Annotated in this window: 13 protein-coding genes and 1 tRNA gene; 6 read left to right on the top strand and 8 right to left on the bottom strand. The window is 62.7% G+C overall.

What is annotated here, in order from left to right:
• Window positions 1-388: 388 nt before the first annotated feature.
• Together dnaG and rpoD are read left to right on the top strand one after the other, a co-directional pair.
• Complete coding sequence (gene dnaG, locus QTJ18_RS15700) at window positions 389-2,398, top strand: DNA primase (RefSeq protein WP_252751116.1); 2,010 nt, start codon at window positions 389-391, stop codon at window positions 2,396-2,398.
• Window positions 2,399-2,934: 536 nt separating this feature from the next.
• A complete protein-coding gene (gene rpoD / locus QTJ18_RS15695; RefSeq protein ID WP_252751115.1) occupies window positions 2,935-4,989 on the top strand; it encodes an RNA polymerase sigma factor RpoD in 2,055 nt (684 codons plus the stop codon).
• A gap of 429 nt (window positions 4,990-5,418) precedes the next feature.
• On the opposite strand, the gene QTJ18_RS15690 is transcribed toward rpoD, so the two are convergent.
• Entirely contained in the window at window positions 5,419-6,396 is a 978-nt protein-coding gene (locus QTJ18_RS15690; RefSeq protein WP_252751114.1) for a TylF/MycF family methyltransferase, read from the bottom strand.
• A 358-nt stretch (window positions 6,397-6,754) separates the two neighbouring features.
• On the opposite strand from QTJ18_RS15690, the gene QTJ18_RS15685 reads away from it, so the two are divergent.
• Both QTJ18_RS15685 and QTJ18_RS15680 read left to right on the top strand, forming a co-directional pair.
• A complete protein-coding gene (locus QTJ18_RS15685; RefSeq protein WP_252751113.1) occupies window positions 6,755-7,984 on the top strand; it encodes a DUF930 domain-containing protein in 1,230 nt (409 codons plus the stop codon).
• Window positions 7,985-8,132: 148 nt separating this feature from the next.
• On the top strand, window positions 8,133-8,552 hold the full coding sequence (locus QTJ18_RS15680; protein ID WP_252751112.1) for a secondary thiamine-phosphate synthase enzyme YjbQ: 420 nt from the start codon (window positions 8,133-8,135) through the stop codon (window positions 8,550-8,552).
• 114 nt (window positions 8,553-8,666) lie between these two features.
• Here the strand turns inward: QTJ18_RS15680 and QTJ18_RS15675 are convergent, their stop codons facing one another.
• The 3 genes from QTJ18_RS15675 to QTJ18_RS15660 form a co-directional block, all read right to left on the bottom strand.
• Entirely contained in the window at window positions 8,667-8,957 is a 291-nt protein-coding gene (locus QTJ18_RS15675) for a helix-turn-helix transcriptional regulator (RefSeq protein ID WP_252751111.1), read from the bottom strand.
• Between the two features lie 17 nt (window positions 8,958-8,974).
• Window positions 8,975-10,297 carry a type II toxin-antitoxin system HipA family toxin gene (locus tag QTJ18_RS25565; RefSeq protein ID WP_289851940.1) on the bottom strand — a complete coding sequence of 441 codons (1,323 nt, stop codon included), beginning with the start codon at window positions 10,295-10,297 and terminating at the stop codon, window positions 8,975-8,977.
• 230 nt (window positions 10,298-10,527) lie between these two features.
• Window positions 10,528-10,603 (bottom strand) — tRNA-Ile (locus QTJ18_RS15660).
• Window positions 10,604-10,943: 340 nt separating this feature from the next.
• On the opposite strand from QTJ18_RS15660, the gene QTJ18_RS15655 reads away from it, so the two are divergent.
• Window positions 10,944-11,687, top strand: a complete 744-nt coding sequence (locus QTJ18_RS15655; RefSeq protein ID WP_252751357.1) for an SIMPL domain-containing protein — start codon at window positions 10,944-10,946, stop codon at window positions 11,685-11,687.
• 218 nt (window positions 11,688-11,905) lie between these two features.
• Here the strand turns inward: QTJ18_RS15655 and QTJ18_RS15650 are convergent, their stop codons facing one another.
• The 3 genes from QTJ18_RS15650 to QTJ18_RS15640 all read right to left on the bottom strand — a co-directional run bounded on the left by QTJ18_RS15650 (window position 11,906) and on the right by QTJ18_RS15640 (window position 15,911).
• Window positions 11,906-12,262 (bottom strand): hypothetical protein, encoded by a 357-nt coding sequence (locus QTJ18_RS15650; RefSeq protein ID WP_252751110.1) that lies wholly within the window; start codon window positions 12,260-12,262, stop codon window positions 11,906-11,908.
• 343 nt (window positions 12,263-12,605) lie between these two features.
• Window positions 12,606-15,443, bottom strand: coding sequence for a hybrid sensor histidine kinase/response regulator (locus tag QTJ18_RS15645; protein ID WP_301557810.1), 2,838 nt, complete (start codon window positions 15,441-15,443; stop codon window positions 12,606-12,608).
• A gap of 252 nt (window positions 15,444-15,695) precedes the next feature.
• Window positions 15,696-15,911: an exo-alpha-sialidase gene (locus QTJ18_RS15640; RefSeq protein WP_252751108.1), complete on the bottom strand. Its 216-nt coding sequence runs from the start codon at window positions 15,909-15,911 to the stop codon at window positions 15,696-15,698.
• A 381-nt stretch (window positions 15,912-16,292) separates the two neighbouring features.
• Here QTJ18_RS15640 and QTJ18_RS15635 point away from each other — a divergent pair, with 381 nt between their 5' ends.
• On the top strand, window positions 16,293-16,532 hold the full coding sequence (locus QTJ18_RS15635; RefSeq protein ID WP_252751107.1) for a hypothetical protein: 240 nt from the start codon (window positions 16,293-16,295) through the stop codon (window positions 16,530-16,532).
• 289 nt (window positions 16,533-16,821) lie between these two features.
• Here QTJ18_RS15635 and QTJ18_RS15630 read toward each other — a convergent pair whose 3' ends face one another.
• Complete coding sequence (locus QTJ18_RS15630; protein WP_489667164.1) at window positions 16,822-17,664, bottom strand: polysaccharide deacetylase family protein; 843 nt, start codon at window positions 17,662-17,664, stop codon at window positions 16,822-16,824.
• Window positions 17,665-17,835: the final 171 nt, after the last annotated feature.

The following is a 17,835-nucleotide window of genomic DNA, read 5'->3' as shown; positions in this document are numbered from 1 at the left end:
GCTTCGCGAAAGCCTGTGGCCAGCCCTGTGGATATCGGTCAGGGACAGGACCTGGCCGACCCTAGGGTCAAAACTCAATCAGGATTTGGAGCGTGGTATGAGAGAAAATCGTTCAGTTTACGGAGCGGAGCCGCCGGTGGATCCAACAGGCATCAAGGCTTCGCGACGTGGGAATGGACGATTTTCGCCATATCCCTACGGGACGCGGCGGATTTTGCCTGCGAGGGCGTCGAAAAGGCTTTGTGGAGTTCGGCTCCACGGCAGCCTCTTCTCCTATTCGCAAACAAAATCCGCTCGCGCCACGCCCGAAACCTGATCGAGTTTTGACCCTTGAGCATGGTCTTTCCAGCCATTCAAGCCTATAGGAAGGCTTGTCCACGAGGTGACGATGCGGTTTTCCAACCAGTTTCTCGACGAAATCCGTGACCGCGTGCCGATTTCGGCCGTGATCGGTCGTCGTGTGACCTGGGACAGGAAGAAGACCCAGGCCTCGCGCGGCGATTTCTGGGCCTGCTGCCCGTTCCACGGCGAAAAGAGCCCGAGCTTCCACTGCGAGGACCGCAAGGGACGCTATCACTGCTTCGGCTGCGGCGTGTCGGGCGATCATTTCCGCTTCCTGCAGGAGCTGGAAGGCCTGAGCTTTCCCGAAGCGGTCCAGCAGATCGCCGACCTTGCCGGCATTGCCCTTCCGCAGCCGGATGTGCAGGCGGAGCGGCGCGAGCGCGAACGTGCCAGCCTGACCGATGTCATGGAGATGGCGACGCTCTTCTTTCAGGATCAGTTGCAGACAGCGGCCGGCGCCAAGGCGCGCGCCTACCTGCGCGATCGCGGCCTGACGGCGCGCACGATCGAGACCTTTCGCCTGGGCTATGCTCCGGAGAGCCGCAATGCGCTCAAGGAGCATCTGGCATCCAAGGGCGTGCTGAAGGAGCAGATCGAGGCCTGCGGCCTGGTGATCCACGAGAACGTGCCGGTCTCCTATGACCGCTTCCGGGACCGGATCATGTTTCCGATCCTGTCCTCGCGCGACAAGGTGATCGCCTTTGGCGGCCGCGCCATGGCGGCGGATGCCATGGCCAAATATCTGAACTCGAACGAGACGGAGCTCTTCCACAAGGGCAATGTCCTTTACAATTTCACCCGCGCGCGCCGCGCCTCGCAGGCCGCGTCGAAGGGGCCGGATGCCCAGCCGCCGGTGGTGATCGCCGTCGAGGGCTATATGGATGTCATCGCGCTGCATCAGGCCGGCGTCGAAAATGCCGTGGCACCGCTCGGCACGGCGCTGACGGAGAATCAGCTGGAGCTCCTGTGGCGCATGACGCCGGAGCCGGTTCTCTGCTTCGATGGCGACGGCGCCGGTCTGCGCGCCGCGCACCGGGCCGCCGATCTGGCCCTGCCGCATATCAAGCCGGGCCGCACGGTCCGCTTCGCCCTGCTGCCGGATGGCAAGGATCCGGACGATCTCGTGCGTCATGAGGGCCGCGCGCCCTTCGATCTCGTCCTGTCGCAGGCCAAGCCTCTCGCCGAGATGATCTGGATGCGCGAAACCGGCAATACGACCTATGATACGCCGGAGCGCCGGGCGGAGCTGGAGGCCCGGTTGAAGCAGACGGTCTCCGTCATCGCCGATGAGGGCGTGCGGCGGTTTTATCAACAGCATATGCGCGAGAAGCTGAACACCTTCTTCCGCCCCGATCTGCGGCAGGGCGGCCAGGGCCAGCCCTTCGCGCCGCGCGGACGCAACCAGTCCGCAGGCGCGCGCGGCCAGGGCAGCGGCGGCTTCCAGGCGCCGCGGGCGCTCGGAATATCCGACCGGCTGGCGCGCTCCGGCCTGGTGCGCGGCTATCAGGACCTGCCGGCGCTGCGCGAAGTGGTGCTGGCGATCACCATCGTCAATCATCCGCAGCTTCTTCTGGAAGAATATGACGAGATTGCCGCCATCGACTTCGAGAACCGCGATCTGCAGCGCTTCTGGTCGGCCGTGCTTCCGGCAGCGGCAACCGCGGGTCCGCAGCTGTCGCGGCAATATCTTCTGGAGAAACTCGCCGGGCAGGGGTTCGAGGCGCTTCTTGCGGCGCTGGAGCAGCAGGTGCGCAATGCAAGGCTGTGGATTGCCACCGAAGCCGCGGCCATGGAGGATGCACGCGAAGGCTATCGCCAGGCGCTGTCCTTGCACAAGCGCACCAAGGCGCTGAGGCTGCAGAAGATGGAACTGGAGCGGGCGATTACCGCCGCGACGGAGGAGGGCGACGAGACAAGCATCGACCTCCTGTTGCGGGCTCTGTCGGAGGTGCAGTCGGAGATCAGCCGCATGGAAAACCAGGAGGCGATCATCGACGGGTTCGGCGTCATGTCGGGACGGGTGAAGGGTGTCGCGATAAGCCCCGGCAGCGGCTGAGGGTGCCAGGCCGGGAAATTGGTTGGGGCAGGGCCCTGGGAAAGGCCGCAGAAGCGCGTATGGGAAGAGCCGTGGGACTAATGGGGGCGGCATAAAGGTGGTGCGCGAGCAATGGAGCGTGACGCGCGTGAGCGGGCTCTGGCCCAGGCGGCCGGTCGGCCGCCGGCCTCTGCCGCGCAACGTCTTGTCTTTGGGGGAATGCTCCCTAAATAAGCGTCAACCACCGCAGTCAGAGCCGATGATAGCTGCGTGCTGTCTCGATTTCTCCACTTTTAACGGCGTGCCGCCCGGATAAAGGCTTGACGGAAGGGAAATTTGTGGGAATCACCGTCTCAGGCAGACTTAGGCGGGTCAGAGCGTATCAGCCACCGAGATCGGGCGCATTGCGTGAAGGCAAAAATTAGCCTTTTGCGACGGGAGCTTCCGGTTGGTTAAGCGGGTTTTAAATACGCACCCGGTAGGTGAGTGAATGTGATTCGCAAGCGCGACAGCGGTTGTCGGCTGTCCGCGAATGACGTCCAAGGAAAGACAATTATATGGCAACCAAAGTCAAAGAAAACGACGAAGCAGAGAACGAACGCGACGGCGCTACGGACGGTCCGCTTCTCGATCTTTCCGACGATGCCGTCAAGAAAATGATCAAGCTCGCCAAGAAGCGCGGTTACGTGACGATGGACGAGCTGAACGCCGTGCTGCCTTCCGAAGAAGTGACCTCCGAGCAGATCGAGGACACGATGGCCATGTTGTCGGACATGGGCATCAATGTCGTCGAGGATGAGGAAGCGGAAGAGCAGGCGTCCAACGACGACGGCGATGACGATGACGGCGAAACCGAGGGTGGCGAACTGGCGCCTACCAGCGGCACCGCGGTTGCGGCCGCCAAGAAGAAGGAACCGGCCGACCGCACGGACGATCCGGTGCGCATGTATCTGCGCGAAATGGGCTCGGTCGAACTTTTGTCGCGCGAAGGCGAAATCGCCATTGCCAAGCGCATCGAGGCCGGCCGCGAGACGATGATCGCGGGCCTGTGCGAAAGCCCGCTGACGTTCCAGGCCCTCATCATCTGGCGCGACGAGCTGAACGAAGGCACGACGCTCTTGCGCGAGATCATCGATCTCGAAACGACCTATTCGGGGCCGGAAGCCAAGGCTGCGCCGCAGTTCCAGAGCCCGGAAAAGATCGAAGCCGACCGCAAGGCGGCCGAGGAGAAGGAAAAGACCCGCAAGAGCCGCGCGGCATCGTCCGGCGATGACGACATCACCAATGTGGGCGGCGACCTGCCACCCATGGAGGAAGAGGAGGAGGACGACGATGAGTCCAACCTCTCGCTTGCCGCCATGGAAGCCGAGCTGCGCCCGCAGGTCATGGAAACGCTGGATTTCATTGCCGAAAGCTATCGCAAGCTGCGCAAGCTGCAGGACCAGCAGGTGGAAGCCCGCCTGTCCTGCACCGGCACTTTGTCCACTGGGCAGGAGCGGCGCTACAAGGAACTGAAGGACCAGCTGATCACTGCGGTGAAGTCGCTGTCGCTCAACCAGAACCGCATCGAAAGCCTGGTCGAGCAGCTTTACGACATCAACAAGCGTCTCGTCCAGAACGAGGGTCGCCTGCTGCGTCTCGCCGAATCCTACGGCGTGAAGCGCGACAGCTTCCTGGAGCAGTACCAGGGTGCCGAGCTCGATCCGCACTGGATGAAGTCGATCTCCAACCTGGCCGCCCGCGGCTGGAAGGAGTTTGCCCGCGCCGAAAACAACAAGATCCGCGAAATCCGCCAGGAGATCCAGAATCTTGCGACCGAAACCGGCATTTCGATCACCGAATTCCGCCGCATCGTCTCGATGGTGCAGAAGGGCGAGCGCGAGGCGCGCATCGCCAAGAAGGAGATGGTCGAGGCCAATCTGCGCCTCGTCATTTCGATTGCCAAGAAATACACCAATCGCGGCCTGCAATTCCTGGATCTGATCCAGGAAGGCAATATCGGCCTGATGAAGGCGGTCGACAAATTCGAGTACCGGCGCGGCTACAAGTTCTCGACCTATGCGACCTGGTGGATTCGGCAGGCGATCACCCGTTCGATCGCCGACCAGGCCCGCACCATCCGCATTCCGGTGCACATGATCGAGACGATCAACAAGATCGTCCGGACCTCGCGCCAGATGCTGCATGAAATCGGCCGCGAGCCGACGCCGGAAGAGCTGGCTGAGAAGCTGGCAATGCCGCTGGAGAAAGTGCGCAAGGTTCTGAAGATCGCCAAGGAGCCGATCTCGCTCGAAACCCCCGTGGGCGACGAAGAGGATTCGCATCTCGGTGATTTCATCGAGGACAAGAATGCGCTCCTGCCGATCGACGCGGCGATCCAGGCAAACCTGCGCGAGACGACCACGCGCGTTCTCGCTTCGCTCACGCCGCGCGAAGAGCGCGTGCTGCGCATGCGGTTCGGCATCGGCATGAACACCGATCACACGCTGGAAGAAGTCGGCCAGCAGTTCTCGGTAACGCGCGAGCGTATCCGCCAGATCGAAGCGAAGGCGCTGCGCAAGCTGAAGCATCCAAGCCGGTCGCGCAAGCTGCGGTCCTTCCTGGACAGCTGATCGCCTAGAGCATGATCCGACCCGAGTGAAACGAGGATCGATAGAAAATCGTTCAGTTTACGGAGCGAAGCCGCCGGTGGATCCAACAGGCATCAAGGCTTCGCGACGCTGAATATAACGATTTTCGCCATATCCCTGCGGGACGCGGCGGATTTTCTCCGCGAAGGGGTCGAAAAGGCTTTGTGGAGTTTCGCTCCACGGCAGCCTCTTCTCCTATTCGCAAACAAAATCCGCTCGCGCCACGCCCGAAACCTGATTGAGTTTTGACCCTAAGGGCGAGATTGCCGCACGATCAGACACATGAAAGCCGGCGGGAGCGATCCCGCCGGCTTTTTCATGCGTCGGTTGCGAGGGGCCGGGCGCAAGGTTCCGGGCGCAAGGTTTCGGGCGTGCGGGAGGCCCGCATGGATCAAGCGGCTTCGCGTGCGCTTACGGATCGACCTTGATCAGGAAATATTGCGTGGTGACCCGAACCGCCATGAATTTGCGGCCGATAGGGCTGTTCAGGAACTCGTCCAGGGCGAGATAGGCGCCATAGAGGCCCGGCAGGGCCGTTGCATCCTCAACGATCATGATGCCGCGATGGACCATCAGCGGCGCCACCTTGTTGAGCGCGGCGATTTCAGCGTCATACATGTCGACGTCGATATTGGCGAGCGCGATGCGCTGGATGGTGTCCGGCAGAGGATCGGCGCAGATATCGGCCGGCACGAGTTCCACCGCCTGGCTCGTCTCGCCGGTCAGCGCGCGGATGCGGTTCATCAGCGCCTCGGTATCGACCAGATGGGTGCCGCCCCAGATGGCATCCGAGCTCTTGCGGGAGGCATCGTAATTGAAGCCGGCGAACGTATCCATCAACCAGCATTTGCGGTGCACGCCCAGCCGGTCCATGTGCGACAGGGCGGTGAGCGCGCTGGACCCGGTGAAGACGCCGATTTCGAGAAAATCGCCCTGGAGGTGCTGGGTGAGCTCCACCGCCTGGCAGATCTGCGAATGAAGCTCGGCGCCGCCGAAGGGTTCGTGTCCCAGGATGCGCGCCGTGGCGCCGATGCTGTGGACGGCATTCGCGCTGACCTCGGTGAAGGGCACCTTGTCGAAGAGCGGCGGCGGTGCAAACAGCCCGCCAAGGGCCACGATGCGCCTCAGGAAGGGCAGGGCGTTCTCGTGCAGCGAGAAATGGATGTAGAAGGCCGCATGGGCGATCTGCTTGTCGGTCACATCCTCGAAGGAGGTCAGTACGGCATCGCATTCCGCTGCAAAGCCCGGCTCCACCCGCTCCGGCTGGTCGGTGAGAATGAACAGCAGCGGCTTTTTCCGGCGAAGATCGGCCGGAGTGTAGGAAATTTCGCGGTGCCGGAAGGCGCGACCGTCAAAGGGCGGTATTTGGCGTAGGTAAGGATTGGACATGAGAAGAAGATCCCCGGAGGATTGACCGGATCTCGGTGATGGGAGCGAACGCGGCGAAGCTCCGTTCCGACCGCGCCGCCGGCCTGGCGCCAGGCAACAGGCCCCGGCCTTCAGGTTCAGCATCGGTTGAAGGCCCTTGGCTCGTGGTGATCGGCTCCTGTCCTCGAAATTGGCGTGACGGGAGCACTCTCCTTCATCTTGCTTGTGCAGGGCTGATCGGTGCAAAGGCTCTTGCGCCCCTGGCGGGCGCTGCGGTCGGGGCTCGGGCCGGACCAACCGCGACAGAGGGGCCAAGCTTTTTTCGTCCGCGGCCAATCTTCCTCTCGATCCTGCGGCCGATCGCGCCTACATCGGGTCCATGCAGGATGAAACCGCCACGCAGGAGATCAAGAGCGACGAGCCGCTGGCAAGACCGGCGCATGGCTCCCGCCGTGCGGGCATGGTCATCCTGTCGATCGCCCTGCATCTGTTGATCGTTCTGCCCTTCCTGGTCCGCCTGCCGCCGCTGCAGCAACAGGCGGCACCGGAAGAGAGCGTTTCCGTGGAGATCGTGCCGCCGCCAGAACCCAAGCCAGAGCCAGAGCCAGAGCCTGAAGCCGAGCCGGAACCGCCAAAGCCGCCCGAACCGGCGCCGGAGGAAGAGCCGGCTGCCGAGGAACCGCCACCGCCGCCGCCAGCGGCAGCCGAAGAGCCGCCGCCGCCGTCACAGGAAGAGGCATCCGAACAGGAGCAAGCCTCGCCGATCCCGAGCCTGCAGCCGGTCTTCCGCTTCGGCGAGGAGAATCGCGGCCCCGAGCAGCAGGCGGACGGCAATAGTGCCGAGACGGCCGACGAACCGCCGGTGCCGCCGGAAACCGCGGCCGAGGAGCAACCGCCGGAGGCGGCAGAGCAGACGCCGCCCGCTGCAGAGGCGCCGGCCGTTCCTGAAGGCCCGGCGACCGCTGAACCCACCCCGCCGGCAGAGACGCAACCGGAAGAGACGCCCGTGGAAGAGACTCCCCCGCAAGAGACGCCTCAGCCGGTTTCACCGCAAGAACCTGCGGAAGCTCCGGCCGAAGGCAATCCGGCGCCCGCCGTGCTGACAGCGCCGGCGCCTTCCGACACGGCAGGTTCCGAGACCGATGCCGCACAGGTGACGCTGCCGTCCGTGCCGGAGACGCCGACGCCGACGCCGCGGCCCGAGGCGCCCGGCACGACGGGTACGCCCGGCACGCCGCTGCCGGCGCTGACAGAGGCCAAGCGGCTCTATTCCGCCGCCAGCACGAAGGACGAGGCGGCCATGACGGCCATGCAGGGCATTCCCCGCGGTGAGCGCGGCGGGCGGCTCTGCGCCTCCGAATTGCAGGCGCAATTGCGCAATGGCTCGCCGGCCTACCGTCCGGAGCTTATCCCCGCCTATACGCTGGCGCCGGGAACGGCTGCGCTGGAGGTGGGACGCGGCGCCTTCCGCGCCGGCGGCAACTGGTATGACGTGCGTTTCCGCTGCGAGGTGAATGGCGATGCCACTGAAGTGACATCCTTCTCCTATGCGGTGGGCGAGCGCATTCCGCGCAGCGCCTGGCGCTCACGCGGCTTTCCGAGCTTCTGAGCCCGCCGGGAAAGCGCCGGCCCATGGCGGCACAGGGGAAGAGGATACGCAAAGCGGCCGCCTTTGCGCCGGCCGGGAAAGAGAGCCGAAGGCGGTCGAACGGCGCCGGTCATCCGGATCCGGACCAGCCACAATCAAGGAGGCGAGCATGCCGCAAACACTTATCTCTGTCTCGACCCGCGGGCAGGGGCTTTATGAATTCACCGAAGCGGCGACGGGCTTCGTGCGATCGGCCGGGGTGAAGACAGGGCTCTTGACGCTTTTCGTGCGCCATACCTCCTGCTCGCTGCTGATCCAGGAAAATGCCGATCCGGATGTGCGGCGCGACCTGACGGCGTTCTTCAGGCGCCTCGTCCCGCCGAGCAATGATCCATCCATGCAATGGATGGTGCATACGACCGAGGGGCCAGACGACATGCCGGCGCATGTGAAGGCGGCGCTGACGGCGGTGTCGATCGGCATCCCGATCATCGACGGCGCTCTTGCGCTCGGCACCTGGCAGGGCATCTACCTCTTCGAGCATCGGGACCGCCCGCATCGCCGGGATGTGGTGCTCCACCTCTCCTGAGAGCGGGACGCAAGCGCGGCAGCCGGCGGCCCTGACGGCACGACTGAACCGGCAGCTTGCCGGGCGGGCTGGCGGACAATGGGCTGAAACTATTCTGCCGAGTTTCGAATTCTGTTATGGCCTCGTCGTTGGCATTCTTGGCACGAAGCCTACTTCGAACCCGAACAGTCTTCCAATCCTCTCCAACGTCTCCAGCGTCGGGTTCGCGGTGCCGGCTTCGATCTCCGCAACTTGCCGCCTGGTCAGCGACAGCGTCTTGGCAAACTCTTCCTGCGTCATGCCGAACCCTTTACGGATATCTGCCACCGCACCAGGCAGCCTTAAATCGCCGGTCCGCGCACGCTCCGCCAGTGTTCGCCGGTTTTCAAGAATCTCGTCTTTCGTCGGTTTCTTCCAGCGAGCCATTTAGCTGCCCTTCGTCATCAGTGGCATGCAGCCAGAACGGAATCAGTAATCTCGGTACAGCGGCCCAGCGCGCGATCCAGAATGTCCGGAGCCGCACCCATATCCTTCGCCAGATCCGGTGCGTGCCGCAGGTGCTCAGCGAATGCGGTAAGCGTAGCTGCGAGCGCTTTCTGCTCAGCAGGATCGGGCATCAGTTCGCCGCAAATGTGCTTCCAATCGGGAAGATGGTCGCGACCACCGTCCCGCATCATCGCCCATCGGGTGGAGCGAACAATCCCCTCCTTCGCGAGCCGCATGGGTGCGAAGTCAAACAGCGGAGACAGGCGGATTGTGCCGTCCTGATGCTTGCTGAGGGCGGAATTTCGACCATGATTATCGGGATTGCCAAGCGCGAGGTTCGCGATATCTCGCTTCAGGTATTCGACAATGTCCGCAAAGGAATTAGCAGAATATTGGCGCAGAACGTCGATATAGGCCTCGTGTGTGCCGACATGGCCGAAATCGGCAACGCCGATCGCGGATACGAGGCTTTCTTGCCCCAACCGAATGGTTCCGCCGCCTTCTCTCTTCTTCCGGTCGAAGCGGGGAATGATCAGGACGCCTTCGGCATAGCTTGATGGTTCGCTGACATTCAAGCCGATCTCTTGAGCGATCCGCGAATAGAGGGCTTCGCCTTCGAGGATCAGGCGATCCACAGGCTCGTTGCTGCGGACCAGCTTGACGATGACATGGCGCACGGCCTCATCATCGCTCACGAAGCTGTCAGGGTAATAGAGCCCGTCATTCGCCTGCGTCATCGAGACTTTCGGCCATTCGCCTTGCAGGCCGCTTGAGCCGGAGGCGAGCATTCCAAAGCGATCGGCGACTTCCATGAAGCGATCCGACCGCTCAAGGATTTCTGCTTCTGTCACCCCTTGGCGCTCAACGCCGCGGAGCCGTTCCGTCTCGGCCTCTGCGGCTTCTTTGATGCGGATATTGCCTATGCCGCCAGTCGCCGATCGGAGAAGCAGTGGCAGATCAGAAGCGCGCGAGCCTTCGGAAAGGCCGAGGTGCTCGGCAAGCTTTCGCCTTGCATGCCCCTGGGGCATAAGATCCAAGAGGAAGGGCGGCCAGCTGTGGCTATATCGATTTTCGAGATCGACGGGATAACGGACGGATAAGGCGCGATGGTCCCGGACCGTCTTTCCAGCCGCAAACTCCGCCGATGCCACGGTGACGAAATAGTCGAGATCGTAATCCACGATCGACGCGCCCTGAAAGCCGGCCGCGTCGTCCTTGAGTTCCAATGTCGCGGCGTGATGCCATTCATTGTCAAAATGGGTTTGGAGCGTTAAGCGCATTAATTAACCCTTTCAATGGTTCAAATAATGCATTTTCCGAAATTATTCAACCCATCAAAGTGGGTTGAATAATTACCGTCAGAACTGCCAGATGCCGAAGCGGTCATCAAAGCTTCTGATCCGGCTGACCATCTTCCGGCCACGTAGGCGCGCTACTGCTGGCGATCAGAATTGGTGAGAGGCTGAGCACTGGTGTCATCCGCGCTTCGGAGCCGCTTTGACGATAGAAATGGTGGGCCCGGAGGGACTCGAACCCCCAACCAAGCGGTTATGAGCCGCCGGCTCTAACCATTGAGCTACAGGCCCTCATCGCCGGTGGCGAGCGCGCCGGCGCAATGGTTCGCTGGCGCTGCGAAGGCGTCTAACGCAAAAACTTGCGCATCACAAGTCATCGCCGCAATGGCTTCACAATCGCAAGGCAGCTATCAGGCAGGGATCGATGCGGTTCATCCAGATCGGCCGGCCGGCGGTGGCCTTTGCTCCGGCGCGCAGGACGCTCCTTCTCTCCCGGCTGTCATCCGGCGGCCGGTCTTATTTCAATCACGCAGCATTTGCGGAGGATTTCATGATTGCCACCCGTTCCCTCATCCGGCGCCACACGCTGACCGGTGCCAGACTGACCAGTTCCCGGCCGACCAGTTCCCGGCTGACCGGTTCCCTTCTGACCAGTGCCCTGCTGATCGGCGGGCTCGCGCTTGCCGCCCCGGCCGGCGCCCAGGAGCCGCCGCGTGAGCCGGCCCCCAGCATACAGGTCAGCGGCGAGGGACGCGCGTCGGTTGCGCCGGATATGGCCATCGTCACCCTGGCCGTCACCCGCATGGGCGATACGGCAGAGGCGGCACTTGCCGCCAATTCGGCCGCGATGCGTGATGTCCTGGCCGCGCTGAAGGAGGCCGGCCTTGCGGATCGCGATATGCAGACGAGCGATTTTTCCATCTATCCCCGCTATAGCCAGCCTGACCCCAACCGGCCCAATGGCAGTGAGGCGCAAGAGCCGAAGATCATCGGCTACCAGGTCTCCAACGGCCTGACGCTCAGGGTGCGCGATCTGGCCAAGCTCGGCGCGCTGCTCGACCGCTCGGTCAAGCTCGGCATCAACCAGGGCGGCCAGATCAACTTCACCAATGACGATCCGAAGGCGGCGCTGGAAGAGGCACGCCGGGAGGCGGTGAAAGATGCCATGCAGAGGGCAAAGACGCTGTCCGATGCTGCCGGGGTGAAGCTCGGCGCCGTCCTGTCGATTTCGGAAAATTCGCTGCGGCCGGAGCCCGTGCCGATGATGCGCAGCATGGCGCTTGCCAAAGAGGCCGATAGCGTGCCGCTGGCTGCCGGCGAAAACAGCTACAGGGTCACGGTCGACATGCGCTTCGGTCTCGTCCAGAACCCGTAAGCTGCGGCGCGCCCGCCCCGTGTCATGCAAGTGCAATTCAAAGGCCGGCAGCGGAATCTTCCTGCCGGCCTTTCAATGCGCCATGCGGCGTCAGCCTCTTCAAGGAAAGCGGGTCATCGAGGGTCGCTTGAACCCAAAACGGAACGAGGCGGGTTTGATCCCGCCTCGATGCCATCTGTTCCTGACCTGGCTATTGTTCAGCGCCGCACGACAGGCGGTTAGCGCCGGATGACAGGGCAGCCGCGATCATTGGCGAAGACGATGCGGTCGCGGCCGTGGCGGTCGAAGCCGGCCACCACCACCACGCGGCGGTTCACTTCGATCACGCGCGCGCGGCGCAGACCCATGCGGCTGGCCTTGGCTTCGGCAAAGCCCGGCGAGCAGACGTCGCGGCGTCCGTGACGATCGCGATCCCCATGCCGGCCGGGATGACGATCCCAACCGCGGTGATCCTCCCGCCACTGGACCTGCACCGTCAGGTCGTTCTGCGCCGCGGATGCGCCAGACGCCGGAATGATCAGGCTCGATACGGCCATCAAAGCCGCAAGTCCGGCCGTCGCGATCAGTTTGGACATTGCATTCTTCCTCTTCATCTTCGTGTGCCGCCACCGAGGCGATAGTTAAGACCTAATACAGTGGGGCTGAATATTTTCCGAACTGCATGTTCAGCCAGCGTTCAGCCGCCGCCGCTGGTGCGTCGGAAAGCCTTCGCGGTTTCTCGTCCTGCGGGGAGGGGCTGTCGCCTGCAGGAGCGGAAACGGGGGGAATGGCGTGCGGGAGAGGGAAGGGCGCATAGGCTTGTAGGCCGGCATAACCGGCTCACTGCGGCGGCCCCGATGCGGCCGGGGCGGCGGCCCCGATGCGACTGGGGCGGCGGCCCCGATGCGACCGGGGCGGCGGCGGGTCGGACGAGAGGTGTCAGCCGCCGATCATGTTTTTCGTGCCGACCATTTCGCGGATGGCCTTGGCCAGCAGGTCGTAATCATAGGGCTTGGTGATCAGGCTGGCGCGCTCCAGACCTTCCGAGCCCGGCACATGCATATCGCCGGTGGCAAAGATCACCGGCAGGTTGGGGTCTGACTCCCGGATCTCGCGGATCAGGTCCAGGCCATTCATGTCGGGGAGATGCACATCCGTGACCAGAATATCGATGGCGCCGCCATCAATCGCCTCCAGCGCCTCCCGGCCATTGCCGGCTTCCACAACCGTAAAGCCGAAATCGGAGAGATAGTCAGCGGTCGAAATACGGATCAGCGCTTCGTCTTCGCAGAACAAGACACGGATGGAGGCGGGTTTTTCGGGTATCATTGTTTTTATTCCGGATAGTGCGGCCGGCGTCACTCTGGCGCGTTCCTTTGCTCTGTCGAGCAGGATGCGGATCCGCCGGGCCAATGTCTCTCGGGTGTAGGGCTTGCTCAGCAGGTTGACGCCAGGGTCCAGGCGTCCGCCATGCACGATGGAGTTTTCTGTATAGCCAGATGTGAACAGGACTTCCAGATCCGGTCGGCGCTCTTTGGCCTTGCGGGCGAGATCACTGCTCTTCAGTCGACCGGGCATTACCACGTCGGTGAACAAAAGGTCAATGTGGGCGCCGCTTTCGATAATGGCGAGGCCGCTATCGGCATCCCGCGCCTTCAGGACCTTGTAGCCCAGATCCGCCAGGATATTGACGGTGATGTCGCGCACCGCGTCGTCGTCTTCCACGACCAGCACCGTTTCGGATCCGCCGGCAATCTCGCCGCCGGCATCCTCGGTGATCAGATCCTCGGCTTCGGTGGAGCGCGGCAGGTAAATGCGCACCGTCGTGCCGCTGCCCGGCTCGCTATAGATATTGATGTGGCCGCCGGACTGCTTGACGAAGCCGTAGACCATGGAAAGGCCAAGCCCTGTGCCCTTGCCCTCCGGCTTGGTGGTGAAGAAGGGATCGAAAGCGCGGGCCAGAACTTCCGGCGGCATGCCGCAGCCGGTATCGCTGACGGCCAGCATCACATATTGCCCGGCCTCCACATCGAAAGCGTTGCGGGCGTAATGATCGTCGAGATAGGCATTGCCCAGCTCGATGGTCAGGCGACCGCGGCCATCCATGGCGTCGCGCGCATTGATCGAAAGGTTCAGCAGCGCATTTTCCACATTCGACGGGTCGACCAGCGTGTTCCACAGGCCGCCGCCGACTATGGTGTCGATCTCGATGGCTTCGCCGAGGCTGCGGCGGATCAGCTGGTCCATATCGCGCACCAGACGGCCGAGATTGACCACTTTCGGCGCCAGGGGCTGGCGGCGCCCGAAGGAGAGAAGTTGCGAGGCGAGCCTTACGCCGCGCGAGGCGCCGGCAAGCGCGCTTTCCAGGCGCCGCTCGGCCACCGGATTGCCCGCCAGATCGCGGGCCAGAAGCTGCAGATTGCCGCTGATCACCTGGAGCAGATTGTTGAAGTCATGCGCGATGCCGCCGGCCAGATTGCCGATCGCTTCCATCTTCTGGCTTTGCCGCAGCACTTCCTGCGTGCGCAGAAGTTCCGCAGTCCGCTCCTCGACCCGGGTTTCCAGCGTCGCGGCAAGAATCTCCAGCCGGTTCTCGGTCTTCTTCTGATCCTCGATATCGGTATTGGTGCCCACCCAGCGGGTGATTTGGCCGCTGGCATTGCGGATGGGAAGGGCGCGGCTGATGAACCAGCGGTGGCTGCCATCGGCGCAGCGCAGCCGAAGATCGGCCTGGAAGGCGTCGCCATGGGCAATCGAATGATCCCAGGCAGCCCGCACCCGGCCGGCATCGTCGGGATGCATCAGGCTGTTCTCGTCGGACCGCGACTGCGGAAGGCTCTCGACGCCAAGATAATCCAGCATCGGAAGATTGCACCAGTCAACCTTGCCGTCGGCGTCGGCTGTCCAGACATGGTTGGGCAGAGCCTGGGCCAGCGACCGGAACCGGTCCTCGCTTTCGCGCGCCGCTTCCTGCGCATTATGCAGGTCGGTGACATCATTGCCCTGGACGAAGATGCCGGAGATTGCACCCGATGCATCCCGCAGCGGCTGATAGATGAAATCGAGGAAGACCGTTTCCGGGGTTGAGCCATCGCCGCGCTGGAGGTTGATCCTGGCGCCGAAGGCGCTGAACGGTTTGCCGCTTTCATAAACCTGGTCCAGCAGCTCGTAAAATCCCTGTCCGTCAATCTCCGGCAGGGCCTCGCGCACGGTCCGCCCGATGATGTCCGAGCGGCCGATCAGCCGGAAATAGGCGGCATTGGCGATTTCGAAGACATGATCGGGTCCATGCAGGACCGCCATGAAGCCGGGCGCCTGCTGGAAGAGGCTGCGCAGATATTCGCGCTCCCGCCCGAGCGCCAGATTCTCGCCCTGCACGGCATCGGCGCGGCGCATGACATCCGTTTCGATATTCCAGGTGCTGGGGACCGACTGCCTGAGGAGATGGAGTTCCGTCACGTCCACCGTGTGCTGCAGGATGAACTTGACCTTGCCCTCATCCGTCTTGATCGGCGTATGGGTGGCGCTCCAATAGCGCTCCACCATCGTGCCGTCCGGCCGGGCAATAGGGTAGGGGATCAGCGGCAAATGGTCGATCTCGCCCGTGTCCAGCACTTTCGCGAAGGACTGGCGAAGCAAGCGTCCGCTGGTCGACTCAGGATCGCTCGGGAAAACCTTGAACATGGGCTGGCCGATGAGCGTATCGCGCGACTGCATGGTGGCAGCCAGATAGGCGTCATTCATCCCGACCATCACCAGCTCGGGATCCAGGATCACATAGGGATTTGGCGATAGATTAAAGAGTCTGTCTAGATCGGGCCCGGAGAGCCCAGTCCGCCGAAACATTCCATGTCCCCACGCCGCACCTGTAATACCTTCCGGTTTATAGTGCTTTGTCGGAAGGTGGCAAGACTGAGCCCAAAAGAAGGAGGGCCACAGCCGATTGGTGCGGTAGCGTACAAACTGTCATGTTCAGGCGGCACGCGCGCTTGACCTGCCGCCTTCTCCCTTAAGGCCTCGCGCCTTGGTTCAGAAGGATACCTGCTGCTGTCCGGATATCCTCTGCGCGGCCCGCAGGTCACGCCCGTAGGATGTCCTCAGATTTTCGCGACGCGCCTCGACAAGACGCTCGTTGCGGATCAGATAGGTGATGCCGTCCGCAAATGTACCGGTATCGATCAGACTGTTCGGCATTGCCGCAGGCGAGGGCTTCAACCAGGTTTCGATCACGCTGAGAATGCTCATTCCACCCCTCCTGCTTCCCCGCCAGAACGCGTGAACGGATCACGCGTTCCCATTATCGCCGGGGAAGATTAAGAATTTGACCGGTGCCGGCGACCCGCGCACCTCCGCGAGGCAAATTCGCAAGGAGAACAAACAGAGACTCGCATTTTTTGTTGTGCACAGCTTTTCCACAGGTTCCGCGACCTGTTGAGACGAAGAAAAGGCAAGTCGATCAGAAAGTTACCACACGTGCTGCCTGGCATTGTGCATTTCCGGGGATAGCGGAACGTTCGTCGAACGCGGGTCTCTGGAGGACCGGCGCGCGCATTCGAGCTGCAACGGACAGTTATACTTTCGTCGCAATTTTCGGTAATGATTCGCAGGAGCTTGGGAGAAGAAGCCATGAAGTGCGAGCTGACGATGACGGAACTGGCCAGCGATCCGCTGATCGCTATGGTCATGCGGGCGGATGGCGTGGATCATGAAGCGCTGGCGGACCTGATGAGCCGCACGGCGCGATTGCAGGTCGAGCATCTGCAGCAGCAGATCAGCCAGGCGCGGGCGGATGATTTTTATGCACGGCTTGATGGCGACAAAGCCATGGGTCGCGGCAAGCCGGCCATCCATATTGCAAGGCGCTGAGGGCTGAACAGAGCAGAGCCGATAGCGAACCGGCAGCCGCCGGCGCGCCCGCATTTGTCGCGCCTGTGTGCGTCGCGCCCGTGTTCGTCATGCTTATCTTCTGTCGTGTCCGTCTCCTATCGCGGCGGTTCCGCATCGTCCTGACTTCCCCAAATCCCTGTCTTCCCAAATCCCTGTCTTCCCAAGTCCCTGTCATCCCAAGTCTTTATCTTCCCCCGTCTTCCGTAGTTTCTGTCTTTCTCGATTTTCCAGGGTCGAAACTCGATCAGGTTCGGGCGTGGCGCGGGGATCAGCGGCCGCCGGCCAGCGTCGTCTCGTCGTCCCCTTCGGCCGGCATGTCCGACAGACGAACGAACTTGACCTGGCGCTGCTTCATCGCGATTACTGCCTGTACCACGCCCTCTCCGGCAGCATGGCTTGGCTGGTTGATGTGGGCAATGACGACATCGCCGTCTTTGGCCCGGCCGATCCGCTTTTGCGTTTCCCGGGCGCCGAGCAGGGAGCCGCCATCGCCATTGATCGAATAGCCGGCGATCCGGTAGCCCATCGACCGGATCAGCTGGATGGCGCTGCGGTCGTAGCGGGCGGTCGAGCCGCGAAACCAGTGCGGCGGGGGAAAGCCGGCCTCGATCATCGCCGCGGCGCCTCCGGCAACTTCTTCGGCCACCGCCTGTGGCGAACCCGCCGCGGCAATACCGTAGATGGTGGCAGGCTCATCGACCGCCGGGATATGGTTTGCGCCGTGGTTCTCCACATCGAAAAGGTCGGGATGCGCCAGCAGCAGCGCCACGGCCTGCGGATTGCTGCGGATCCAGCGCGCCGTGACGAAGATGGTCGCTGGGATCTGTTGTTCGATCAGCGTCGACAGGATCCGGTGATCCGTCTTGCCCATGCAGGCATCGAAGGTGAGGGCAACGACTTCCTGCGCGTGACCGGAAGCGACGACAAGATGCAGATGCGGTTCGACCAGCCGTGGCTGATGTCGGCCGGGCAGGGTATCTGTGCGGGGGGTGGCATTCTGCGACTGAGCCATGGCGCGGGGCGCGGCCGGGCCGGTAAGCGACAGGGTCACGCCGATGGCAAGAGCCAGACGCGTCGAGAGCAGAGGGGATCGGGAAAAGGCGCGGGTCATTGGATGAATTGAAGTGAGGGGATGAAGGCGACCATGGGGTGCAAGCGGGTCACCGGATGAAAACAGGTCACCGGGTCAATTCGGATCGGGGGCGAAGATGATTGTTGGACTGTTGCTGCGATAGCGCGATCATCGCATGAAGGCCAGCCACCGCCTTGCTCCAGATCAAAC

It is taken from the genome of Rhizobium sp. SSA_523, assembly GCF_030435705.1.
GTDB lineage: Bacteria > Pseudomonadota > Alphaproteobacteria > Rhizobiales > Rhizobiaceae > Neorhizobium.
Note: the sequence above shows the minus strand (reverse complement) of the source record. Positions and strands in the feature narration are given on the sequence as shown.